This is a genomic window from Micromonospora sp. CNZ295, from assembly GCF_004217535.1.
In genome coordinates this window covers 1,619,949-1,643,243 of sequence record NZ_SHKZ01000001.1, presented here as the reverse complement: position 1 = coordinate 1,643,243, position 23,295 = coordinate 1,619,949, and the positions used below count along the sequence as shown (strand labels likewise).

Sequence of the window (23,295 nt, the reverse complement as noted above, 5' to 3'; positions counted from 1 at the left end):
CCGTCACTCAGCGTGCGCGAACGCCCTCACCCTTCCGCTTTACGCTCCGTGTCCGCCGCTGCCAGGCGACCGACCGACCGAAAGCCCCTTTGCTCTGCTTACCTATACGCACAAGTCCGCCGAACAGCGGTTTCTCGGCGTCCGCCCGCAGCCGCCCAGCCGACGCCGGCTGCGCAGAGTAGCTGGTGCGTATTGGTAAGCAGAGCAAAGGCGGCAGTCGTAAGGGTCGGGGGCAGCGAGCGCGACTACGTTCGGTGGCCGCAGAGCCGACGCGTGCCGGCGACGCCGGCCGCGGGCACCGCTGCATCCCGGTGCCCGCGGCCGGTGTCGGTCAGCCGGTCACGCCGGTGACGCTGTTCCCGCTCTTCGTGACCCGGTAGGTCACCCGCTCCCCGCTCCAGAAGTGGAAGGTCAGGGTGACCGGGTTGTTGTCGTTGACCTCGGCGAAGAAGTCCGAGGTCAGGGTGATCACCCCGGCGCCGTAGTCCGGCGCGAAGGTCACGTCGAACTCCTTGTACGAGGTCCAGTTGTGCGGGCCGGCGTTGCTGCCGTCGGCGTACCTCGCCTCCATGGTGGCGAGTTGGTCGCCGCGGAACTGGGTGGGGATCGCGAACGAGCCGGTCGCTCCGGAGGCGTTGGACAGCACCGGCCGGTCGTACGTGATGACGTTGACCCGCCACGGCACGCCGGTCGAGAACCGCAGGTGCACCGTCGCGTTCACCCCGTACGCCCGGTTGCCGGTCAAGCGGGTCAGCGCGGCCGCCGTGAAGGTCAGCTGGTCACCCGAGACCGTGTAGTCGGTGCCGCGCACCAGGTCGGTGCCGCCCTGCCGGACCCCGACGAACGACGTGCCGTTCAGGTTCAGCGTGAGTGACTTGCTGGTGATGGCCGTGGCCCGCGCGTTGAACAGCAGGTCGGACGACGCGGTACCGGAGCGCGTGGTCCAGCTCGACGAGATCTGGGCGAACAACTCCGGGTCCCGCCACTGGAAGCTGGTGCGGTTGAAGTGCTGCCCGTTGTCCCAGAGCATCGTGGTCAGCTTCCGGGTCCGCGCGTAGTACCCGAGGAACTCGAAGAACTTCAGCTTCTCGCCCTGCTCGACGGTGCCGGTGTGCCGGTCGAAGCCGAGCAGGCCGTACTCCCCGATGATGACCGGGATGCCCCGGCTCACGAACGCGTTGTGCACCCGGTCGAAGGAGTCGGTCAGATCCTTCTGCACGGTGGCGTCGAACCGGGTGCCGCCGGCGACGTTGACGCTGAACGGCCAGTACCCGTAGAAGTGCACGGTCGCGATCAGGTTCCGGTCGTTCAGCGTGTTGAAGGTCGCCACCAACTCGTCGATCCGCGCCTGCTCGGACGAGGTGTGCAGGGTGGGCAGCACCAGCAGTCGGGTGGCGTTGTTGCCGCCGGACTGGCGCACGATGCGGTGGAAGGACGTGTTGAGCTCGTTCAGGAGGCTGGCGTTCTGGGCGTCCCCGGAGCTGCCGGTGAACTGCGGCTCGTTGACGCTCTCGAACACGAGTTTCGGGGAGGAGTTGCGGAACGCGCTCGCCAGCTGGGTCCAGATGGCGTTGTACCGGTTCAGCACGTTGGTCCGGTCGGTGGGCATGGTGTTGATCCACTGCCACGAGTCGTGATGAATGTTGATCATCACGTAGAAGCCGTCGGCGAGGGCCCAGTCGACGACCTCCCGGACCCGGTTCAGGTATGCGGCCTCGATGGTGTGGTTCGGTGCTCCGCCCAGGTGCGCCGACCAGGTGACCGGGATACGGATGCTCTTGAAACCCTGCGCCTTGACGTTCTCCAGCAGCGCCTCGGTGACCCGGGGGTTGCCCCAGGAGGTCTCGTCGGACCCGGTGGAGTCGAGGGTGTTGCCCAGGTTCCAGCCGGGCTGCATCGCGGCGACGGCCGCCATCGCGTCGGTGGCCGGCGGCGGCGTGGTCGGTGGCGGCGTGGTCGGCGGCGGGCTGCTCGGCGGCGGCGTCGTGCCGCCGACGGACCCGGTACAGGTGACCCCGTTCAGCGCGAACGTCATGGGCGCGGGGTTGGTGCCGGACCAGGAGCCGTTGAAGCCGAACGACACCGAGCCGTTGGTGGGCAGGCTGGCGTTGTAGTCGACGTTGCTGGCGGTGACCTGGTCGCCGCTGCCGGTGATGGCCGCGTTCCACGCCTGGGTCACCCGCTGCCCGGCGGGGAACGTCCAGGTCAGACGCCAGCCGTTGATCGGGTCGCCGAGGTTGGTGACGGTCACGTTGGCCGTGAAACCGCCCGGCCACTGCGAGGGCGCCGAGTAGACCACCCGGCAGCCGGCCGCGGCGTGCGCGGTACCGGCGACCGCCAGGGCGGAGCCCGCCAACAGCGTGGCGACGGCGGTCGCGATCAGGCTCAGCCGCCCTCTCGTTCTTCGTACGGTGCCGCGCAGACCGGTCATGACGTGCCTCCGAAACGGTGGTGGTGTGCGGGGTGCGGGTGGCCCGGAGGGGCCAGGTCCAAGCGAGATTAAGTTTGGATTCCAAACTTTGTCAATCGGCGTACGCCTATATGGCCGCCGGGCTGGCGCGTGCGGCACGGGTGGACGGGTGCGCGGCGGGGTAGGAGGGTGCGCGACGGCCGAGAGGAGGTCGCGATGCGCCGGACGCTGGTGCTGGTCGCTGTCGTGCTGCTGCTGGTCGCGGGATGCCGGTGGCCGCGGGACACCGGCGACACGCTGGAGGACGTCCGGGGCGGCGTGCTCCGGGTGGGGGTGACCGAGTCGCCACCGTGGACCCGGGTCGCCGACGACGGAGCGGTGAGTGGCGCCGAGGCGCGGTTGGTCGAGCGCCTGGCGCAGCGGCTCGGCGCCCGGGTCGAGTGGTATCCGGGTTCGGAGTCCAGCCTGATGGCGGCCCTGCAGGGCCGGGTCGTCGATCTCGTGGTGGGCGGGCTGGACGCGAAGGCGCCCTGGACGAAGGAGGCGGCGCTGACCCGGCCCTACGTGACGATGCGGACGGTCGTGGCGGCCCCCGCCGGCGTGCGGGTGCCGGCCGACCTGGCCGGCGCGCGGGTCGCGGTGCCCGCCGGCACCGCCGAGGTGGCGGCGCTGCGGGGCGAGGACGCGGTGCCGGTGCCGGTGGCCGAGGTGACCGGCCGGGAAGGGCTGCCGGTGGTGGTCGGCGAGTGGCGGCTGGCGGAACTGGAGCTGCGGGAGTCCGAGCACGAACTCGCGATCCACGACCACGTCTGGGCGGTGCCGCCGGGAGAGAACGGCTGGCAGGTGGAGGTCGAGCGCTTCCTGCTGGACCGGTCGCACGACGAGGTCGAGGCGTTGCTGGTCGCCGCCGAGCGCGAGGAAGCGTCGGCATGAGGGTGTACGACCGGTTCGAGCTGCCACCGGACAAGGCCGACCTGCACCGGCGGGCGGTACGCCTGGAGTGGTTGACGATCGCGTTCTTCGTCGCGGCGGTCGCGCTACTGGCGCTCACCCTCGGGCAGTCGCAGGCGATGAAGGCGGCCTGGATCGAGGACATGCTGGGTCTGGTCCCTCCGGCCGCCTTCCTGATCGCCGCCCGGTTCCGCAACCGCAGGCCCAACGGCCGGTTCCCGTACGGCTACCACCGCTCGGTCAGCGTCGCCTTCCTGACCGGGGCGGTCGCGCTGCTCGGCCTCGGGGCGTACGTCGTCTACGACTCCCTCGTCCGGCTGATCGCCCGGGAACGCCCGCCCATCGGGTTGATCGAGGTGCTGGGCCACCAGGTGTGGCTGGGCTGGCTGATGATCGCCGTGCTGTTCATCACGATGGTTCCGGCGATCCTGCTCGGCCGGGTTAAGCAACGCATCGCCCGGCAACTGCACGACAAGGTGCTGTACGCGGACGCGGAGATGAACCGGGCCGACTGGCTGACCGCCGGGGCGGCGATCCTCGGCGTACTCGGGATCGGGGCCGGCCTGTGGTGGGCCGACGCGGTCGCCGCCCTGGTGATCGGTGGGGACATCGTCCGGGACGGCACGCGGACCCTGCGCAGCGCGGTGGCCAACCTGATGGACAACCGGCCCCGCGTGGTCGACGGCAGCCGCCCGCACCCGCTGTACGACAACCTGCTCAACGGCGTCCGCGACCACGACTGGGTCGCCGACGCCTGGCTACGCCTGCGCGAGGAGGGGCACGTCTTCGTCGGCGAGCTGCTCGTCGTGCCGGTGCCGGGCACCGAGCGCCTGGTCGACCGCCTCGAGGAACTGGGCGCGTTCGCCCGGGACTTCGACTGGCGGATGCACGACCTGGTCGTGGCCCCGGTGAGCCGCATCGAGGGCGCGGACGGGGACCGCTCGACCGGGTCAAGTGGACAAATACAACGTTCGGGTCTTATCGGAAGTAACGGTTAGTGACGTTTCCTTTTCCGTGGGTGGCGGGTTGAACCGGGTGTGACAGCCACATCAGCGGTCATCGACGGCTCGAACACCACCGCCCCACCCCGCTGGCGGACGGTCTGGGCCCGGCGGGAGGACCACCGCCGCCGGCGCGCGTACGACGAAGCGGTCGAAGCCTGGCACCGGCACCGGGAGCACCTTCTGCGGCTGCAGATCGAGGCGGCCGGCTTCCACGGCTGCGACCCCGCGCGGGACAGCCTGCCGGTGCGGTTCGAGGACGACGAGGTGGTCTTCCGGGTCGTACCGACGGCACGACTGGTCGAGGTCCCGGCACGGCACATCCGAGGGCTGCCGGTGCCCGAGCTGACGGTCGGCGCGAGCGCCCGGCCGCTGGACGGGCGCCTGCCACGCGGCTTCCGCGTCGTGGCGGCCGGCGCCGCCGTGGTCACCGACCGGCGGGTGGCGTTCGCGGGGCCGGACACCCGACGCGAGTGGCGGTACGCGGACGTCACGGGCGTCGCACACCACCCCGACGTGCCGCTGACGCTGCTGCACACCTTCGACTGCCGACGCCTCGCCGGGCTGCTGGCCGAGCCGGCCGGCGCGCTGAACGCCCGCTTCTACCTCACCCTCGCGTTCGCCGCCGCGACCGACCGGCGGGACGCCGTCGTCGCCGAACTCGACGCCCTGCTGGCGGCCCACGAGGCGGCACGGCCGGCCGCACCGGCACCGGCGCAGCCGGCGGACGCCCCGCTGACCGCGCTGCGGCCGGACCGTCGGCTCGGCTCCGCGGTCGCCGCGGCGGTGACGCTCACCGCGCTGACCGCCGGTGTCGTCGACGGCGAGCCGGCCGAGCGGCCGGACCGCGACGAGATGGCCGCGACCCTGTCCGGCACCGCCCACCGGCCCAGCCCGGCCGGCGTGGCGCTTCCGGCGCCGGCCATCGCCGCAGCCGGCGCGCCCACCCCGCCCGCCGCCACTCCCGGCCCGCCGGTGCCGACCGCCCGGACGCGCCCGGCGGCACGTCCCGCACCGCCGACCAGGCCGCGGCCGCGGGCCACCGTCAAGCCGGCGGTCGGTACGCCCGGCGGCACGCCCAGCACGAGCCCGGCGCCGGCCGGAACCCCGACCACGGCCCCGCCCCCGAGCCCCGCGCCGAGCGCGACTCCGGAACCGACCAGCACCACCCCGCCGCCCGCCACGGCCGACCTGCTCACCGTCTGCGTGGGCCTCGTCGAACTGCCGATCGTCGACCCGCTCCTCTGCCCGGGCGACTGACGGCGGCCGCAGGACACCCTCCCGACGCTCCGCCCCGCACCACCGCGCAATCAACTGTAAAGATTGTGAACAGTAGTGCTACAGTGAGCGCCATCGATAACTGGCCCCTTGTGTCGCCGGCTCGGGGCAATCCCGGGGAGGAGTGAGCACATGTCGAGACTGCGCGCCCTGATCGCACTCGCGGCGCTGGCCGTGGCCGGTGGCCTGATGGTGATCATCCCGTCGACGGCGGCGTCCGCCGCCACCTGCGCGACACCCTGGCAGGCCTCGGCCGTCTACACCGGAGGGGCACAGGTTTCGCACGACGGCCGGAACTACCAGGCACGGTGGTGGACGCAGAACGAGGCACCCCCGGGGACCACCGGCGTCTGGCAGGACCTGGGCAGTTGCGGGGGTGGCTCCACGCCACCACCGAGCGGAAGCTGCAACCATCCCAACTGGACCGCCGGCACCTGGTACCCCGCCGGCAGCATCGTGCGGTACACCAACGGGCTGTACTACATCGCCGAGCACGACAACCCGGGCTACGACCCGACCATCAGCACCTGGTACTGGGACCCGTACACCTGCGGCAGCCCGCCGCCCACCAGCGGCCCGCCGCCCACCAACCCGGGCGGCTTCGTGGTGACCGAGGCCCAGTTCAACCAGATGTTCCCGGGCCGGAACTCCTTCTACACGTACTCCGGACTGGTCACGGCCCTCAGCGCCTACCCGGCGTTCACCAGGACCGGCAGCACCACCGTGCAGCGGCAGGAGGCGGCGGCCTTCCTGGCGAACGCGCACCACGAGACCGGCGGCCTGGTCCACGTCGTCGAACAGAACCAGGCCAACTACCCGCACTACTGCGACGCCAGCCAGCCGTACGGCTGCCCCGCCGGCCAGGCCGCGTACTACGGGCGCGGCCCGATCCAGTTGAGCTGGAACTTCAACTACAACGCCGCCGGTAACGCGCTCGGGCTACCGCTGCTGACCAACCCCTGGCTGGTGCAGAACGACGCCGCGGTGGCCTGGAAAACCGCCATCTGGTACTGGATGACCCAGAACGGGCCGGGCCGGATGACCGCACACTCCGCGATGGTCACCGGCGCCGGCTTCGGTGAGACCATCCGCAGCATCAACGGCTCGATCGAGTGCAACGGCGGCAACCCCGCCCAGGTGCAGAGCCGGGTGAGCCGGTACCAGCAGTTCGTGGGCATCCTCGGCGTACCCGCCGGGGCGAACCTCTACTGCTGACCCGCGCCGGGCCGGCCCCCGTGCCACCGGCGCGGGGGCCGGCCCGCCCTATCCTGAGCCGATGCGGCTGGAGTTCGACGGCGAGATCTGGTTCTGGCGCGGCCCGTCGCCGTACCACTTCGTCACCGTCCCGGACGGCGACAGCCGCGCCATCGAGGCGGTCGCGCCCGCGGTGAGCTACGGCTGGGGCATGGTCCCGGTCACCGCCCGGATCGGGGAGACGCACTGGACGACCTCGCTCTTCCCCAAGAACGGGGGCTACGTCGTGCCGGTGAAGGATGCCGTCCGGCGGAGCGAGGGCCTGGCCGTGGGCGAGACGGTACGCCTCCAGTTGACCATCGACGGCTGAGCCCGGCGACGCCGTAACCGGCCCGGAGCGATCCGGACATCCGCCGCGAGGCGGGATTCAACGGGCCGGTTGTGGGAACCCCCGCCCGGTGCCGGACCTCCTGACGAGCGCGCCCTGGCCGCCGGGGTTGAGCATGGCCGTGTTCGGCGTCGCCGGCGTGCTGACGGTGCTCGGCAGCATCCGTCTGGTCACCCTCGGCGACACCCTCGCCGACCGTACCGGCTGGGGCGAGGCGTTCTTCGGCGCGGTCTTCTTCGGGCTGGCGACCGGGCTGTCCGGCGTCGTGATGACCGCCGTCACGGCGGCGGCGGACCAGCCGCAGCTCGGGTACGGCAACGCCGTCGGCGGGATCGCCGCCCAGACCACCGCCGTCGCGGTGGCGGACGCCTTCCACCGCCGGGTCAACCTGGAGCACGCCGCCGCGTCCCTGTCGAACGTACTGTTCGGGGCACTGCTCATTGCGCTGCTCGCGCTGACCCTGCTCGGCTCGTACGCCCCGGACGTCACCCTGGCCGGCCTGCACCCCGTCTCGTTCGCCCTGGTCGGCGCCTACGTCGGCGGCCTGCACCTGATCCGCCGGTCCGGGTCCAGCCCGCTGTGGCAGGCCGTGGCCACCACCGAGACGCTGCCGGACGTCCCGCACGACCACGGCGTCCTCGACCGGACCAGCTCCGCCCGGCTGTGGGTGCGGTTCGCGGCGGTCGGTTTGCTGGTCTCGGTCGGCGGCTGGGCCATCGCGCGGGCCGCCGAGAGCCTGGTCGTGGTCACCGGCCTCACCGCGGGATTCATCGGGGCGATCCTGATGGGCGCCGTGAACGCCCTGCCGGAGACGGTCACCGCCGTGGCCGCCGTCCGCCGGGGCGCACCCACCCTCGCCATCGCGGCCGTCCTCGGCGGCAACGCCCTCGACGCCCTCAATCTCGTGGTCGGTGACATCGCCTACCGCGGCGGATCGATCTACCACGCCGCCGGCCCGGAGGAGCTGTTCGTGACCGCGAGCGCGATGTTCATGACGGCGGTCCTGCTCGGCGGACTGCTGGTGCGGCAGGCCTGCGGCTGGGGACGGCTGGGCTTCGAAGGGATCGTGCTGCTGGGCAGTTACGCCGCGATGACGATCGTCCTCGCGGCGTGACCGGCGCCGCCATGTTGACCGGCGTGACTCTGGCCGGGACCGGGTACAACAGGGGCCATGGGCCGACTCAGCACCGCACCACCGCCGCCGCGCGCCACCGAACTGCGGCGGTGGCGGCTGTCCGACGCGGCCGAGCTGCGAGGGCTGCGCGCCTCCCTGCACGAGGAGCTGACCGGTTCGGCGCTCCCCGACGGCGCCGCCCTGGACGAGGTCCCCGAGATGATCGTGCTGATCGCGACGGAACTCGCCACGAACGCGCTGCGGCACGGCATCCCGCCGACCATCGTCCGGCTGCTCGCCACCGACGACTGCCTCATCCTCGACGTGGCCGACCACGACCTCAGCACACCCCCGGAGCTCGGCGACACGCAGCCGACCGGTGCGGGCGGGCGGGGCCTGCACATCGCGCAGCGGCTCTCCCTGAACGTCGGCTGGTACGCCACCGACACCACCAAGAACATCTGGGCGACCTTCCCGCGGAAGTGAGCCGGGCCGGTCCGGAGGCCGCGGTCACCGGCCGGACATACACTGGCGCCGTGGAACCGTCGGCGTCGCGCGGTCAGCTCCGGTCGTCGGACGACGGCCGGCAGATTCTCGCCGCGCATGTGCAGCGCCACGGCCCGACGGGGCCGGCCGGCGACGCGGTGCCGGGGACGGGCCGGCCCGCCGCGGTCCGGCCGCCGAACCGCACCGGAGTCCCGGTGGAGCCGGCCGGATGAGGACCGGCGCGGCGGCGGGGCACACCGGCTACTACCACGAGGCCGTCCGTTACGAGACCGACGACGAACTGCTCGCCGTCGCGGTGCCGTTCTTGGCCGGCGGCGTCGAGTCGGGTGAACCCACGTTCGTGGCGCTGGGGGCGCGCACCGGAGAGGTGGTGCGGTCGGCGCTGCCGGCCGGGGCGCCGGTGGAGTTCCTGCCCGGCGGCGACCTGTACGCGCGGCCCGCCGTCGCGATCCGCTTCTACCGCCAGCTCCTGGCCGACCAGGTCGCCGCCGGCGCGCGACAGATCCGGATCATCGGCGAGGTGCCGGAGGTTGCGCTCGGCGCGCTGTGGGACTGGTGGGCCCGGTACGAATCGGTCATCAACCACGCGTACGACGAGTTCCCGCTGTGGAGCATGTGCGCGTACGACGCCCGGATCTGCCCGCCGGAGGTGCTGGCGGACGTGGCCCGTACCCATCCCCGCTTCGCCACGCCGGACGGGCGGCACGCGGCCAGCCCGACCTGGACCCGCCCGGAGGACTTCCTCCGCGAGGACCGGCCGGTCCCGCCGGACCCGGTCCAGGCGGCCCCACCGGCGCTCGACCTGTACGACCCGACCGCGGCCGAGGCCCGGGCCGCGGTCTACCGGGTCGACCCGGGCCGGTTGCCGGCGGACGACGTCGAGGACCTGGTGGTCGCGGTCAGCGAGACGGTCACCAACGCGCTGCGGCACGGGAAGCCGACGGTGCGGCTGCGGCTGTGGACCGCTCCCGATCGCATCGTCGTCACCGTCAGCGACGCCGGCCCCGGCCCGACCGACCCGTTCGCCGGGCTGCTGCCGGTCGGCGACGGCACGCCGGGCGGCCTCGGCATGTGGATCACCTATCAGTCGTGCAACCACGTCAGCCGGCACCGCGGTCCGGAGGGCTTCACCGTCCGGCTGACCGCCGGTACCCCCTACACCGCGCGCTGACCCGCTCCGGAGGTGCGGCCCGCCGTTCCGGCCGGCGACCGGGGCGCCCGGTCAACGGCGGCCGGCGACGGCGGCGCCCGGTCAGCGGCGGCCGGCGGGCCGGCGGGTGAGGGCCAGACCCAGGCCGATCAAGCTCACGGCGAGGAACAGGTGCAGCCAGTTGTCCGCGGTGTTCAGCGGCACGAAGTTGGCCGCGCTGTCGTGGTCCGCGACGACCAGGCCGTACAGCCAGAGAACCAGATAGATCGCGCCACCGCCGATCAGGAACGCCCGCGCGCCGGAGACCGTCCGGCCCAGCGCGAGCCCGGCCACGCCGTACGCGAGGTGCACCAGGTTGTGCAGGATCGACACCTGGAAGACGCCGAGCAGCTTCGCCTCCGACTCGTGCCCGGCGAACTTCATCGTGTCGAAGTCGGAGGTGATGCCGGGAATGAACCCGAGGATCCCGATCAGCAGGAAGACCACGCCGGAGACCTGCGCGGCGGTGCGCACCGGGTGCTTACCGGTGGTGGTGCCGGACCTGTTGACCATGTCGTCCACCTTCGCCGTGGGTAGCTTGCCGCCCCCCGGTGTCCCCCTTCCGACGGGGGCGAAACGTGGGTGCCGGCCAGCGCGGCACGGGCCCGCGTAGCGCGCCGGCGCGAGCGGTGGGCGCACCCGTGGTGGCACCGGTCACGACCGCCGGACGAGTCGCCGGTGCGGGGGTACGGTCGGCCGGGCCACAGGTTTCGTGACGACCGGGGGAGGAAGCGGCGGTGCCGGGTGCCGACGAGCTGGTGGGCGACGCCGTGACGGCGGCACGCGGCACCGACGTACGCCTCGCGGAGCGACGGCTGGACGAGCTGATGATCGGCCCCGGCGGCGCGGAGGGCGCGCGGGAGGTGGACGCGGCTCTGCTGGCCCGGCTGGTCCGGGCCGTCGGGCGTCTCGGGACGCGCGGCTGGCAGCCGGTCGACCTGGACCGGATCGCGGTCCGCCGGCTCGGGCCGCGCGACGCGGGGCTGGTGGCGGACGCGCTCGCCGCGCACCGCCGGGACCTGGCCGCTCCGGTCCCCGAGTGGTGGGACGCGCAGCTGCGCGAGCTGGCCGTGGCAGTCTGGTGGGACGTCGACGCTGGCCATCTCGCCGCCTGGTCGGCGCGCGCCGGAGTGGACCGGTTCACCGCCCTGCGCGCGGCCGTCGAGGCGGTGACGCTGCTCGACGGGCTGCCGCCGGTCGCGGTGCTACGCGCGCCGCCCGGCTCACCGGCCGCGGCGAGCGGCGGCGGTCGTACCGGCGGGTCGCGGATGCTCGACCGGGTGCGGGCACTGCTGGCGAAGGCCGAGTCGACCACCTTCCCGGCCGAGGCGGAGGCGCTGACCGGAAAGGCCCAGGAGCTGATGGCGCGGCACAGCATCGAGGCCGCGCTGCTGGCCGCCCCCGGATCGGGGGACCTGCCCGCGGGCGTGCGGCTCGGCGCCGACGCGCCGTACGCCGGCGCGAAGGCGCTGCTGGTGCAGGAGGTCGCGGCGGCGAACCGGTGCGAGGCGGTGTGGTCCGACGACCTGGGCTTCAGCACCGTGCTGGGTTGGCCGGCCGACCTGGAGGCGGTGGAGCTGCTCTACACCTCGCTGCTCGTGCAGGCCACGGCGGCCATGCTGCGGGGTCGCGACCAGCGGCGGAAGACCGGTGGGCGGCGGACCCGCGGATACGACGAGTCGTTCCTCAACGCGTTCGCCCTGCGGATCGGGGAGCGCCTGCGATCGGCGACCGAAGCCGCCACCGAGTCGGCCGGGGCCGACCGCCTGCTGCCGGTGCTCGCCGCGCGTTCCGAGGCGGTGCGGGAACGCCTCGACACCCTCTTCCCCGGCGTCACCCGGGCCCGGCTGACCGTTCGGGACGCCGAGGGCTGGTCGTCGGGAACGGCCGCCGCCGACGAGGCGTCGCTGGCCGCCGGTCGGCCGTCCCGTCCGGTACGCGGTAGCCGTCGCCGGGACCGGTGACTTTCTCCCGCCCCGTTCGTCTACCCGGACATGACCATGGTGACGAGTCACATCGCGGTGTCGCTGGACGGGTACGCGGCGGGGCCGGACCAGAGCCTTCAGGATCCCCTGGGGCGCGGCGGGATGCGCCTGCACGAGTGGCTCTTCGCCGCCGACCGGTGGCGGGAACAGCACGGCGAGACCGGCGGTGAGTCCGGTGTGGACTCCCGGGTGGTCGACGAGCTGACCCGGGACGTCGGCGCGTACGTGATGGGGCGCGGCATGTTCGGCGGCGGCACCGGGCCGTGGGACGAGGGCTGGCGCGGCTGGTGGGGTGAGGATCCCCCGTTCCACACGCCGGTGTTCGTGCTGACCCACCACCCGCGGCCGTCGCTGGCGATGGCCGGCGGCACCGACTTCCACTTCGTGACCGAGGGGATCCACTCGGCGCTGGAGCAGGCCCGCGCGGCCGCGGGCGGCCGGGAGGTGTCGATCGGCGGCGGGGCGGCCACCGTCCGGCAGTACCTCGACGCCGGCCTGATCGACCAACTCCAGCTGCACATCGTGCCGATCGTGCTGGGCGCGGGCGAGCCCCACTTCGCCGGCCTGACCGCTCTGCGGCTGCACCAGACCCGAGTGCTCGCCGGCCCAACGGTGACCCACGTGACGTACCGCGTCCTGCACTGACCCGAGCCCGGCCGGCGCGCGGCACGGGGCGCGCGCCGGCCGCCGGGCACGGAAGGGCCCCCCTCAACGCCGCCGCGAACTCACTGAGCGACAGTGGCGGCAACCGCGTCGAGGCCGGGTCACCGTCAGCGGTTCACGGTGGCGGGTGGCGGCGGTGGGGGTGCGGCCTCGCCACGGTGGTCGCCGTGGCCGGTCAGGATCAGTACGGCCAGTGCCGCCACGGCGGCGGCGCGCCGCGCGATCACGACCGACCGGGACACCGGTTCACCCCCGTTCCGCACCCTGACGTCCGGAGTGGACGACCGCGACGCCACCCACGGCGTCGTCCTGGCAACGAGCGGACTCCTCGGCGGGACGCGTCACCGCCGGGCGGCACGGCCGGCCCGGCGGGACGCGTACGCCGAACCTCAGCTCCTGAAGACGTCCTTGATCTTCTCGCCGGCCTGCTTCAGGTTGGCGCTGGCCTGGTCGTTGCGGCCCTCCGCCTCGAGCCGCTCGTTGTCGGTGGCGCGTCCCGCGCCTTCCTTGATCTTGCCGCCGGTGTTCTCGGCGGTGTTGTTGACCTTGTCTTCGATGCCCATGTCGGCCTCCAGGGTCCGGGGGTTACGTCACCTCCCGGGTTACCCCGGAGACCGACATCCAAGCGTGGGTCAGGCCACCGACCGGAAGCCCCGGAGCCGGAGGCTGTTGGCGACCACGAAGACCGAGGAGAAGGCCATCGCGGCGCCGGCGATCATCGGGTTGAGCAGGCCGGCCGCGGCGAGCGGCAGAGCGGCCACGTTGTAGGCGAACGCCCAGAACAGGTTGCCCTTGATGATCGCGAGGGTACGCCGGGAGAGCCGGATCGCGTCGGCGGCGGCGGTCAGGTCGGCCCGGACCAGGGTCAGGTCGGAGGCCTCGATCGCCACGTCCGTACCGGTTCCCATGGCCAGCCCGAGGTCGGCCTGGGCCAGCGCGGCGGCGTCGTTGATCCCGTCGCCGACCATCGCCACGACCTTGCCCTCGCCCTGGAGCCGCTGGACCACCGCGACCTTGTCCGCCGGCAGCACCTCGGCGATCACCTCGTCGATCCCGACCTCGGCCGCGACCGCACGGGCGACGGTCTCGTTGTCGCCGGTGAGCAGCACCGGCGACAGGCCCAGCTCCCGCAGCCGGGTGACCGCCGCCGCGCTGGTCGGCTTCACCACGTCGGCGACCGCGAGGACGCCGCGCGTCTGCCCGTCCCAGCCGGCGAGGACCGCCGTCCGGCCGCTGGCCTCCGCGGCGGCCGCGGCCTCCGCGACCTCCTCCGGCACCGCCAGACCCCGCTCCCGCAGCAGCCTCGGTCGACCGACCAGCACCTCCCGGCCGTCGACCGAGCCGCTCACGCCGAGCCCCTCCAGGTTGGCGAACCCGGCGACCGGCGGCAGCGCGCCCTCCGCCTCGGCACCCGCGGCGATCGCCCGGGCGATCGGGTGCTCGGAGGCGGCCTCCAGGGCCCCGGCGAACCGGAGCAGCTCGGCCCGGTCCTCCCCGGGGGCGGGGAGCACGTCCACCAGGGTCATCTTCCCGGTGGTGACCGTGCCGGTCTTGTCCAGCACGACGGTGTCCACCCGGCGGGTCGACTCCAGCACCTCCGGGCCCTTGATCAGGATGCCGAGCTGAGCGCCCCGGCCGGTGCCGACCAGCAGGGCGGTCGGCGTGGCCAGCCCCAGGGCGCACGGGCAGGCGATGATGAGCACGGCCACGGCGGCGGTGAACGCCGCCGTCGGTCCCGCCCCGTTGCCGAGCCACCAGCCCAGCGTGCCGGCGGCGAGCGCGATCACGATCGGGACGAAGACTCCGGAGATCCGGTCGGCGAGGCGCTGCACCGCCGCCTTGCCGGTCTGCGCGGCCTCGACCAGCCGTGCCATCTGGGCGAGCTGTGTGTCACCGCCGACCCGGGTGGCCCGGACGACCAGCCGGCCGCCCGCGTTCACGGTGGCTCCCACGACGGCGTCGCCGGGCGCGACCTCGACCGGGACGGACTCCCCGGTGAGCATGCTGGCGTCGACCGCCGACGTGCCCTCCTCCACGACGCCGTCGGTGGCGACCTTCTCGCCCGGGCGGACCACGAATCGGTCCCCCACGGCGAGCTGGTCGACCGGCACGCGTACCTCAGCGCCGCCCCGCAGCACCGCGACGTCCTTCGCGCCCAGTTCGAGCAGTGCCCGCAGGGCGGCGCCGGCGGTGCGCTTCGACCGCGCCTCGAAGTAGCGGCCGGCCAGGATGAACGTCGTGACCCCGGCCGCCGCCTCCAGATAGATGTTGCCCGTGCCGTCGCCGCGGACGATGTCGAAGCTGAACGGGTGGGTCATGCCGGGCGTGCCGGCGGTGCCGAGGAACAGCGCCCACACCGACCAGCCGAACGCGGCCAGGGTGCCCAGCGACACCAGCGTGTCCATGGTCGCCGCGCCGTGCCGCAGGTTGACCCAGGCGGCCCGGTGGAACGGCAGGCCACCCCAGACCACCACCGGGGCGGCCAGGGTCAGCGACAGCCACTGCCAGTAGGTGAACTGCCAGGCCGGCACCATGGCCAGCAGGATCACCGGCACGGTCAGCGCGATCGAGGTCCACAGCCGGGTACGCAGTCCGCGCAGCTCGTCCACCGGCTCGGCGGCCGGCTGCTCGCCGGCCGTGGCCGGCGGGGGCGGCACGGCCGCCGTGTAACCGGTCTTCTCGACCGTGGCGATCAGGTCGTCCGGAGTCACGTCGTCGGCGTACGCGACACTGGCCTTCTCGGTGGCGTAGTTGACCGTGGCGTTGACGCCGGGCATCCGGTTGAGCTTCTTCTCGATGCGGGCGGCGCAGGAGGCGCAGGTCATCCCGCCGATCGCCAGCTCGATCTGGTTCGGCGCCATCGGCAGGGGCTTGCTCGTGGTGGTCATCACGCGGTCCCGTCAGTCGTGCCCGTGACCGGGGGTGCCGTGGTCGGCGCCGCCGGTCGGGGCGGGTGCGCTGGTGCTGGTGGTCGGCGTGGGCGCGGGGGCGACCGTGGTCGCCCCGCCGGCGGCCCCCGCGACGAGGGTGAACTCGGCGGTCCGCACCACGCCGTCGTGCTGGAAGTCAAGGTAGAGCCGGTAGGTGCCGGCGGACGGCACCTCGGCGAGGAAGGTCACCTCGGGGCCGGGCTTCGTCCGCCCGTCGCCCGGCGCGCCGTCCGGGTGGACGTGCAGGTACGCGAGGTCGCCCTGGCGCAGCGCCACCAGGTGGCCGTACGCGCCGAGGTAGGGCTCCAGGTCGGTGACCGGCTCGCCGTCCCGGCTGATGGTCAGGGTCAGCTCGCTGGTCCGGCCGGGTTGCGCCGTACCGGCCAGGGTGACCGTGTAGCCGTCGACGGTGGTGCTGGCCGCGGGCGCCGGCAGCGGCCGGTCGACCAGGTCGCCGGGGACGGTCACGTCCACGCCCAGGGTCAGTGGCTCCCCGCCGCCGGGCGTGAAGTCGGCGAAGACCCGCCAGACGCCCGGGCCGGCCAGCGGCGAGTCGACCTGCCAGGTGCCGTCCGGGGCCATCTCGGGGTGCACGTGACGGAAGCCGGACAGGTCCCGGCGGGCCACGATCAGGTGCATGCGCTTGTCGTGCGCCAGCTCGTACGCGGTGACCGGTTCGCCGTCCGGGCCGGTGACCTGGAAGGCGAACCGCCCGGCCGGCGCGTCGACCGGGCGCAGGGTGTGACCGCGGTCGGAGACGAGCAGGCCGCCGGGCAGATGCCCGCCCGACGACTCGCCGTGCCCGGCCTCGTCGGTGTGGGCGGGCTCACCCGCGTGCCCGGTGTCACCGTGGCTGGTCTCGGCGGCGGGGGCGACGGGGCCGGTCACCTGGCCGACCCCGTACGCCGCGCCGAACACCGCCACGAGACCGAGCGCGAAGCCGCTGAGCTTCGTCGCCGTGTTCATGGGGTACCTCGGTTTCTCCGTGCGTCAGCCGCCGACGAGGTCGTAGCCGGCCTCGTCCACGGCGGCGCGCACGGTCTCGATGTCCAGCGGGCTCTCACTCGTGACGGTGACCTGGCCGGAGGCCAGATCCACCTGGACGTCCTGGACGCCCGTGATCGCGCCGACCTCGGCGCTCACCGAATTCACGCAGTGCCCGCAGGTCATGCCCTGCACCTGGTACGTGGTGGTGACCATGGAACCTCTCCTTCTCCGTCACCAACGATACCCCCCAGGGGTAACTGTTCACGACACTAACATACCCCCCAGGGGTACGCTATCCTTGTTCGCATGACCACACCCACGCCCGCCCCGATCCGGGGCTACACCGCCAGCAAGGACCAGTTGCTCGCGCGGCTGCGCCGCATCGAGGGGCAGGTCCGGGGCATCGAGAAGATGGTCGAGGAGGACCGGTACTGCATCGACGTCCTCACCCAGATCTCGGCGATCCAGGCCGCGCTGGACAAGGTGGGGCTCGGGCTGCTCGACGGGCACGCGCGCCACTGCATGCACGAAGGTGCCGTCGAGGGCCGGGCCGACGAGATGGCCACCGAGATGATGGCCGCCGTCGGCCGGCTGATGAAGCGCGGCTGACCCGGGCGGGGCGCGCGGCGTTAAGAAGGGTCCCGTCCACCTCGTGCGGCGTTGGCAAGGGGCTCTTCCTTGCTCTCCAGCCGGACGCGCCGCAGCAGCTGGGCGTTGAGTGCCACCACGATCGTCGATCCGGACATCAGCACCGCCGCCAGTGCGGGACTCAACGCCAGCCCCGCCCAGGCGAACACCCCGGCGGCCAGCGGCAGGGCCAGCACGTTGTACCCGGCCGCCCACCCCAGGTTCTGCCGCATCTTCCGGTACGATGCCCGGGACAGCCGGAGCACCGCGCCGACACCGCGTGGGTCGGAGGAGGCGAGCACCACACCGGCCGACTCGATCGCGACATCCGTGCCCGCCCCGATCGCGATCCCGACGTCGGCCCGGGCCAGGGCGGGCGCGTCGTTCACACCGTCGCCCACCATCGCGACCCGCAGGCCGCGCTGCTGCAGCTCGGTGACCTTGCTGTCCTTGTCGGCCGGCAGCACCTCGGCGAACACCTCGTCCACCCCGGGCCGGAAACCGAGCTCGGCGGCCACCGCCTCGGCGACCGGCCGGGCATCCCCGGTGATCATGGCGATGGTGTGGACCCCCTCCGCCCGCAGTTCGTCGATCGCCTGCCGCGCCTCGGGCCGTACCTCGTCGTTCAGGGCCAGCGCGCCGAGCACGGTGTCCGGCAGCCGTACCAGATGCAGCACGGCCGCCCCCCGGTCGGCCCAGCGGTCACCCGCCGCGGCCAGCGCGGCAGGTGGGCGTACGCCCAGCTCGCGCAGGAGCGCCGGCCCGCCCACCGCGTACTCCCGGCCCTCGATCGTGGCCTGCACCCCGCGGCCCGGCAGGGAGCGGAAACCGCTCGCGGCCGGGACCCCGCCCCGCTGCTCCGCGGCCTCGACGATCGCGCGGGCCAGCGGGTGCTCGCTGTCCGACTCGACGCCGCCCGCCAGCCGCAGCACCTCGCCCCCGTCGGCACCCGGCGCCGCGGCCACGTCGGTGACGACGTGCTCCCCCCGGGTCAGGGTGCCGGTCTTGTCGAACAGCACGGCGTCGACGGTCCGCATCCGTTCCAGCGCCAGCCGGTCCTTCACCAGGATCCCGGAGCGGGCGGCGAGCGCCGTGGACAGCGCGATCACCAGTGGGATCGCCAGGCCCAGCGCGTGCGGGCAGGCGATGACCAGCACGGTGACCGTCCGGACCACCGCCTCGTCGGCGTTGCCCAGTGCGGTCCAGGCGACCACGGTGGCCACCGCGGCGGCCGTGGCGACATAGAACAGGCCGGCGGCGAAGCGGTCCGCCAGCACCTGAGCCCGCCCGCTGGACTGCTGCGCCTGCGCCACCATCCGCTGGATGCCGGCGAGGGTGGTCTCCTCGCCGATCGCCTCGACGCGGACCCGGACGGCGGAGTCGGTGGCCACGGTGCCGGCCACCACGCGGTCGCCCACCGCGCGGGTGACCGGCCGGGACTCGCCGGTGATCATCGACTCGTCCAGCTCCGCGGTCCCGTCGGTGATCCGGCCGTCCGCCGGCACCCGCCCGCCCGGCCGCACCAGCGCCACGTCACCGACCCGCAGCTCGCCGGCCGAAACCCGGCTCACGGCGCCGTCCGGCTCCACCCGCTCGGCCTCGTCCGGCAGCAGCGCGGCCAGGGCCGCGAGTGCGCCCCGGGCCTGCCCGATCGCCTTCATCTCCTGCCAGTGGCCGAGCAGCATGATCGTGACCAGCGCCGCCAGCTCCCACCAGAAGTCCAGGTCGAACGCACCCAGGCTGGTGGCCAGCGACGCGGCGTACGCGACCGTGATCGCCATGGCGACGAGCAGCATCATCCCCGGGGCGCGGTCCCGCACCTCCCGCACGGCCCCGACCAGGAACGGCCAGCCGCCCCACAGGAACACCACCGAGCCGAGCACCGGCCCCACCAGCGACCGGCCCGGGAACTCCAGCCGGTAGCCGAACCAGTCCATCACCATGTGGCTGGTCAGCACGACCGGCACGGTGAGCAGCAGGCAGACCCAGAACCGGCGGCGGAACATCTCCGGGTCGTGCCCCGCGTGCTTGTCGTGCCCGCCGTGCCCGCCGTCGGTTTCGTGGCCGCCGTGCCCGCCGTGCCCGCCGTGGCGTCCGTGCCCGCCGTCGCTCTGGTGCCCGCCGTGCGGCGGGTCGCCGCCGGGCCTGGGGTGCGCCGCCATGCCCGCATCATGCCCCGCCAAGCCGTCGACATGCGCCCGGGCGGAACCGGCGCGCGGACGCCACCGTCGGGCCCGACCGCCGACACCCCACCGCGCGACCTGCGTCCAGGGACCGCGCTGGCTACGATTCGGCCGATGGCCTTTCGGATCCCGTACCGCCCGGCCTCCGCCCACCCCGGGGCGCCGGTGCCGCCGCCGACGGCGCGCGGCCATGCGAGGCCCGACCCGGCCATCACGGTACGTGGCCACGACACCACCCGCCGGGACCCCGCCGCGAGGAGTTCCGGGGAACGCTGAACCGTCCGAGCCGCCGGCCCGTACCCCGCCCTGACATCGTTGGGAGACACTCGATGGGCGCCGACCACACCCGTCCCGCTCCGTCCGCCCCGCCCGGGGTGCGACGGATCCTCGTCGCGACGGTGGTCCCCCTCTTCGTCGCGACCGTGGTCGCCGCCCTCGTGCTCTGGCCCCGGGACACCCGGGAGCCCGACGCCACCACCGAGCCGCCCCGCTTCCACGCCACCGTGACCAGGGTGGTGACCGAGCCGTGCCCGCCGACGTCGGAGGCGCCCGAGGGCGGCCCGGCCACCGGCGACGGCCCGTGTGGCACCGTGACCGTACGGGTTGGCGACGGGCCGGACGCCGGACGCCAGGTCGAGACCCCGGTGCCCGCCGGGCCCGGAGCACCGGCGGTCGCCGTCGGCGACGAGGTCATCCTGGTCGAGCTGACCGACCCCGCCGACCCGTCGGCCCGTGCCTACAACATCGCGGAGCACCAGCGGGGCAAGCCACTGGTGTGGCTGGTGGCCCTGTTCGCCGCCGCGATCGTGGCGTTCGGGCGCTGGCGTGGCTTCGCCGCCCTCGCCGGCCTGGCCGCCAGCTTCGCCATCCTGCTGACCTTCGTGCTGCCGGGGATCAGCGCCGGCCGGTCGCCGCTGCTGGTCGCCGTGGTCGGCGCCGCCCTGATCATGTTCGTGGTGCTGTACCTCACCCACGGCGTCACCGCGCAGACCTCGGTCGCGGTGCTCGGCACACTGGGCAGTCTGGTGCTCACCGGCGTGCTGGGCATGCTCGCGACCGCCGCCACCCACCTGACCGGGTACGGCAGCGAGGAGGCCACCACGCTGTCGATGCTCCAGGCCGGCGTCGACCTGCACGGCCTGCTGCTGGCCGGGATCATCATCGGTTCGCTCGGCGTGCTCGACGACGTCACCGTCACCCAGGCGGCCACCGTCACCGAGCTGGCGAACGCCAACCCGGGGCTGTCCCGCCGCCAGCTCTACCGGTCCGCCACCCGGGTCGGCCGGGCCCACATCGCCTCCACGGTGAACACCATCGTGCTGGCGTACGCGGGTGCCTCGCTGCCGGTGCTGCTCCTGCTGACCGCCGACTCGCGGCCGGTGAGCCAGATGCTGACCAGCGAGTTCCTCGCCCAGGAGATCGTCCGCAGCGCGGTCGCGACGCTCGGACTGATCGCCGCCGTCCCGTTGACCACCGGGCTGGCCGCCCTGGTCACCACCGCCGGCCGGGGTAGCGGCGGGACGACCGGCGGCGACGACGCCCCCGCGCCGCCGCCACGGCCGGCCCGGGAACGCACCGAGGCGCTGGCGGCGCTCAGCGTTGCCCGCGCCGGAACGACCACCCCCGCCACCGGTGACCGGTGGCCCGATCGAGACAGGAGCACGGACACCACATGGTGACACTCCGGAGCGTGACGATCCAGGAGCATCCTCCTGATAAACGCGTCACTGGTTACGCAGTGCACCGACGAAATCGCGCGTTTGGTCGGCTTCGGGACGTAGATCCCCAGGACGACTGTCAGGTAACCTCGCTGCCGGTCACCGCCGAAGGCGCGCACCGGCGTCTGCGGGGCCACCGCCCAATCGCCACCAGGCGAGCCGGGGAACCAGGTACGTGGGGTGAATCCGCACCAGCGGTAGGGGCCGCTTCCGTCCCGAACCCGTCAGCTAACCCGGTCGGCGGTCGACGGAAGGGAACACTGTGACGGCACCCCTACGCCGCTGGTTGACACCCGTGGTGGCCGTGCTCGCCGCGCTGGCGGTCCTCGCCGGACCCACCCCGGCGTCGGCCGCCCCCACCAGTCCCCCTCAGCCCTCCGGGCACGACGAGGAGCCCAAGCTGCTGGGCGACCTGATCGAGTCCCGCAACCGCGAGTTCATCAAGGCGAACACCGCGCTGAAGAAGTCGGAGCAGCGCCGACTCGCCCTCGAACTGGAGCTCCGGAAGGCGCAGGCCGACCTCAACGCCCTGGCACCGCAGGTCAACGAGATCGCCGCCCAGTCCTACCGGACCGGCCGGATCGGCGCGATGTCGATGCTGCTGACCGCGAACACTCCCGACTCGTTCATCGCCCGCGCGACCGCGCTGGACGAGCTGAACCTCGTCAACGACCAGCGACTCGGCGTCGTCAACGCGGTCAAGAACCGCGCCGAGCAGGCCAAGCTCGCGCTCGAGGCCGAGATCCGCGAGCAGCAGAAGCTCACCAACGCCATCAACCGCGAGAAGCGGGAGGCGGAGAAGGCGCTGCGCCTGGTCGGCGGCAAGGGGCTCACCGGCGGCCTGGTCAACGCTACCTCGCCGGTCGCCCGGGTGGCCCCGGGCCGCACCGCGGACGGCGACTGGAAGGCCCAGTCCTGCAGCGAGCCCGATCCGACCACCTCCGGCTGCGTCACCCCCCGGACGCTGCACATGTACAAGGAGGTCAAGCGGGTCGGGTTCAACCGGTTCGTCGGCTGCCACCGGTCGGGCGGCCCGTTCGAGCATCCCAAGGGCAGGGCCTGCGACTGGTCGCTCCAGAAGAGCGGGTTCGCCTCCTGGCACAACAACGACATGCGGATGTACGGCAACAACCTGACCGCGTTCCTGGTCCGGAACGCCGACCGGCTCGGCGTCTACTACGTGATCTGGAACCGGCAGATCTGGTTCCCGGCAACCGGCTGGAAGTCGTACAGCGGCGCGTCCGACCATACCGACCACGTCCACGTGTCGCTCCTGTAGGACGACCACACGCGATCGGGCCGCCCCACGACCCACGGGGCGGCCCGTGGCGTCCGCGGTCCCGGCGCTGCTCGTTCGGCCGCCGGCCCGATGCCGGCCGGATCAGGCCGCCGCGCGCTCGGCCGCGCTGGGGTCGGCAACCCCCACCGCGGCCACCGTCCGCGCCACCCCGGCGGCGAGGCGGTACGACATGCCCACCACCGCGCACCGCCCGGCGGCCACGGCGGCCGCGAGGGGCTCCGACCGGTCCAGCATCGCCTCCACGGTGCACGCGATGTGGATGTCGACGATCCCGTCGATGCCGGCGATGCCCTCGGCGGCGGCCCGACGCAGGCTCGGCACGACGGCGTCGACCACGGCGCCGAGGTGGCCGGGCGGGGGTGCCCCGGTGGCGGCGGCCGCACGGGCCGCCTGCACGGCGCCGCAGGAGTCGTGCCCGAGTACGACGACGAGCGGCGTGCCGAGCACGGTCACGGCGTACTCCACGCTGCCGAGCACCTCCGGCCCGACGGTGTGCCCCGCGGTACGCACTACGAACAGGTCGCCCAGCCCCCGGTCGAAGATGATCTCGGCGGCGAGCCGGGAGTCGGAGCAACCGACGATCACCGCGAAGGGGTGCTGCCCGTCCGCCACGGCCGCCCGGCGGCCGGCGTCCTGGTTGGGGTGGCGCGGCTCGCACGCCACGAAGCGCCGATTGCCGGCGCACAGCTCGGCGAGCGCCTGCGCCGGGTTGGTGACTGCGGCCACGACCGCTCCCGGCGGGCTGATCGGGCCGGCCGGGGCCGCGTCTGCGGCGCGGCCTGCGCCCGCCGGTGCGGCGGGTTGCCGGGCCTGGTCCGGCTGCGTGCCGGGCGTTCCGGGATTACTCATGCCTCACCTCGTCCCTGCGGC

22 protein-coding genes and 1 riboswitch are annotated in these 23,295 nt (G+C 73.5%); of the genes, 13 read left to right on the top strand and 9 right to left on the bottom strand.

Annotation, left to right across the window (positions count from 1 at the left end; genetic code table 11):
- Positions 1-331: 331 nt before the first annotated feature.
- Positions 332-2,431 (bottom strand): cellulase family glycosylhydrolase, encoded by a 2,100-nt coding sequence (locus EV376_RS07850; RefSeq protein WP_130321466.1) that lies wholly within the window; start codon positions 2,429-2,431, stop codon positions 332-334.
- A 195-nt stretch (positions 2,432-2,626) separates the two neighbouring features.
- On the opposite strand from EV376_RS07850, the gene EV376_RS07845 reads away from it, so the two are divergent.
- From EV376_RS07845 to EV376_RS07810, 8 genes are all read left to right on the top strand, one after another.
- A complete protein-coding gene (locus EV376_RS07845) occupies positions 2,627-3,343 on the top strand; it encodes a transporter substrate-binding domain-containing protein (protein WP_130321465.1) in 717 nt (238 codons plus the stop codon).
- Positions 3,340-4,359, top strand: coding sequence for a cation diffusion facilitator family transporter (locus EV376_RS07840; RefSeq protein WP_130321464.1), 1,020 nt, complete (start codon positions 3,340-3,342; stop codon positions 4,357-4,359). The genes EV376_RS07845 and EV376_RS07840 overlap by 4 nt, the downstream gene beginning before the upstream one ends.
- Before the next feature lie 39 nt (positions 4,360-4,398).
- A complete protein-coding gene (locus EV376_RS07835) occupies positions 4,399-5,622 on the top strand; it encodes a hypothetical protein (RefSeq protein WP_130321463.1) in 1,224 nt (407 codons plus the stop codon).
- 150 nt (positions 5,623-5,772) lie between these two features.
- Positions 5,773-6,855, top strand: a complete 1,083-nt coding sequence (locus EV376_RS07830; RefSeq protein ID WP_130321462.1) for a glycoside hydrolase family 19 protein — start codon at positions 5,773-5,775, stop codon at positions 6,853-6,855.
- Between the two features lie 61 nt (positions 6,856-6,916).
- Positions 6,917-7,204 carry a DUF1905 domain-containing protein gene (locus EV376_RS07825; protein WP_130321461.1) on the top strand — a complete coding sequence of 96 codons (288 nt, stop codon included), beginning with the start codon at positions 6,917-6,919 and terminating at the stop codon, positions 7,202-7,204.
- An 88-nt stretch (positions 7,205-7,292) separates the two neighbouring features.
- Positions 7,293-8,336: a cation transporter gene (locus EV376_RS07820; RefSeq protein ID WP_130321460.1), complete on the top strand. Its 1,044-nt coding sequence runs from the start codon at positions 7,293-7,295 to the stop codon at positions 8,334-8,336.
- A gap of 57 nt (positions 8,337-8,393) precedes the next feature.
- Positions 8,394-8,822: an ATP-binding protein gene (locus EV376_RS07815; protein WP_130321459.1), complete on the top strand. Its 429-nt coding sequence runs from the start codon at positions 8,394-8,396 to the stop codon at positions 8,820-8,822.
- Positions 8,823-9,051: 229 nt separating this feature from the next.
- Positions 9,052-10,014 (top strand): sensor histidine kinase, encoded by a 963-nt coding sequence (locus tag EV376_RS07810; RefSeq protein WP_130321458.1) that lies wholly within the window; start codon positions 9,052-9,054, stop codon positions 10,012-10,014.
- A gap of 81 nt (positions 10,015-10,095) precedes the next feature.
- Here EV376_RS07810 and EV376_RS07805 read toward each other — a convergent pair whose 3' ends face one another.
- On the bottom strand, positions 10,096-10,545 hold the full coding sequence (locus tag EV376_RS07805) for a DUF4383 domain-containing protein (RefSeq protein ID WP_130321457.1): 450 nt from the start codon (positions 10,543-10,545) through the stop codon (positions 10,096-10,098).
- Positions 10,546-10,769: 224 nt separating this feature from the next.
- Here EV376_RS07805 and EV376_RS07800 point away from each other — a divergent pair, with 224 nt between their 5' ends.
- Positions 10,770-11,996, top strand: a complete 1,227-nt coding sequence (locus tag EV376_RS07800) for a DUF2786 domain-containing protein (protein ID WP_130321456.1) — start codon at positions 10,770-10,772, stop codon at positions 11,994-11,996.
- A gap of 30 nt (positions 11,997-12,026) precedes the next feature.
- Positions 12,027-12,662 carry a dihydrofolate reductase family protein gene (locus EV376_RS07795; RefSeq protein WP_130321455.1) on the top strand — a complete coding sequence of 212 codons (636 nt, stop codon included), beginning with the start codon at positions 12,027-12,029 and terminating at the stop codon, positions 12,660-12,662.
- A gap of 125 nt (positions 12,663-12,787) precedes the next feature.
- Here the strand turns inward: EV376_RS07795 and EV376_RS30765 are convergent, their stop codons facing one another.
- From EV376_RS30765 to EV376_RS07775, 5 genes are all read right to left on the bottom strand, one after another.
- Positions 12,788-12,922: a hypothetical protein gene (locus EV376_RS30765; RefSeq protein WP_486482948.1), complete on the bottom strand. Its 135-nt coding sequence runs from the start codon at positions 12,920-12,922 to the stop codon at positions 12,788-12,790.
- Between the two features lie 147 nt (positions 12,923-13,069).
- Positions 13,070-13,243 (bottom strand): CsbD family protein, encoded by a 174-nt coding sequence (locus tag EV376_RS07790; protein WP_130321454.1) that lies wholly within the window; start codon positions 13,241-13,243, stop codon positions 13,070-13,072.
- Between the two features lie 69 nt (positions 13,244-13,312).
- Positions 13,313-15,568 (bottom strand): heavy metal translocating P-type ATPase, encoded by a 2,256-nt coding sequence (locus EV376_RS07785; protein WP_130321453.1) that lies wholly within the window; start codon positions 15,566-15,568, stop codon positions 13,313-13,315.
- A 12-nt stretch (positions 15,569-15,580) separates the two neighbouring features.
- The gene (locus EV376_RS07780; RefSeq protein WP_130321452.1) at positions 15,581-16,576 is read right to left on the bottom strand and encodes a hypothetical protein; all 996 of its coding nucleotides are present in this window, start codon (positions 16,574-16,576) and stop codon (positions 15,581-15,583) included.
- Positions 16,577-16,600: 24 nt separating this feature from the next.
- Positions 16,601-16,810: a cation transporter gene (locus tag EV376_RS07775; protein ID WP_130321451.1), complete on the bottom strand. Its 210-nt coding sequence runs from the start codon at positions 16,808-16,810 to the stop codon at positions 16,601-16,603.
- 93 nt (positions 16,811-16,903) lie between these two features.
- Between EV376_RS07775 and EV376_RS07770 the strand changes: the two genes are divergently transcribed.
- Complete coding sequence (locus tag EV376_RS07770; RefSeq protein WP_130321450.1) at positions 16,904-17,206, top strand: metal-sensitive transcriptional regulator; 303 nt, start codon at positions 16,904-16,906, stop codon at positions 17,204-17,206.
- Between the two features lie 20 nt (positions 17,207-17,226).
- On the opposite strand, the gene EV376_RS07765 is transcribed toward EV376_RS07770, so the two are convergent.
- Positions 17,227-19,386 carry a heavy metal translocating P-type ATPase gene (locus EV376_RS07765; RefSeq protein WP_130321449.1) on the bottom strand — a complete coding sequence of 720 codons (2,160 nt, stop codon included), beginning with the start codon at positions 19,384-19,386 and terminating at the stop codon, positions 17,227-17,229.
- 350 nt (positions 19,387-19,736) lie between these two features.
- Here EV376_RS07765 and EV376_RS07760 point away from each other — a divergent pair, with 350 nt between their 5' ends.
- Complete coding sequence (locus tag EV376_RS07760; RefSeq protein WP_130321448.1) at positions 19,737-21,086, top strand: YibE/F family protein; 1,350 nt, start codon at positions 19,737-19,739, stop codon at positions 21,084-21,086.
- Between the two features lie 166 nt (positions 21,087-21,252).
- Positions 21,253-21,383: riboswitch (cyclic di-AMP (ydaO/yuaA leader) on the top strand.
- Between the two features lie 4 nt (positions 21,384-21,387).
- On the top strand, positions 21,388-22,404 hold the full coding sequence (locus EV376_RS07755; protein WP_130321447.1) for a VldE C-terminal domain-containing protein: 1,017 nt from the start codon (positions 21,388-21,390) through the stop codon (positions 22,402-22,404).
- Between the two features lie 102 nt (positions 22,405-22,506).
- Here the strand turns inward: EV376_RS07755 and EV376_RS07750 are convergent, their stop codons facing one another.
- Entirely contained in the window at positions 22,507-23,274 is a 768-nt protein-coding gene (locus tag EV376_RS07750; protein ID WP_130321446.1) for a carbonic anhydrase, read from the bottom strand.
- Positions 23,275-23,295 lie beyond the last annotated feature (21 nt).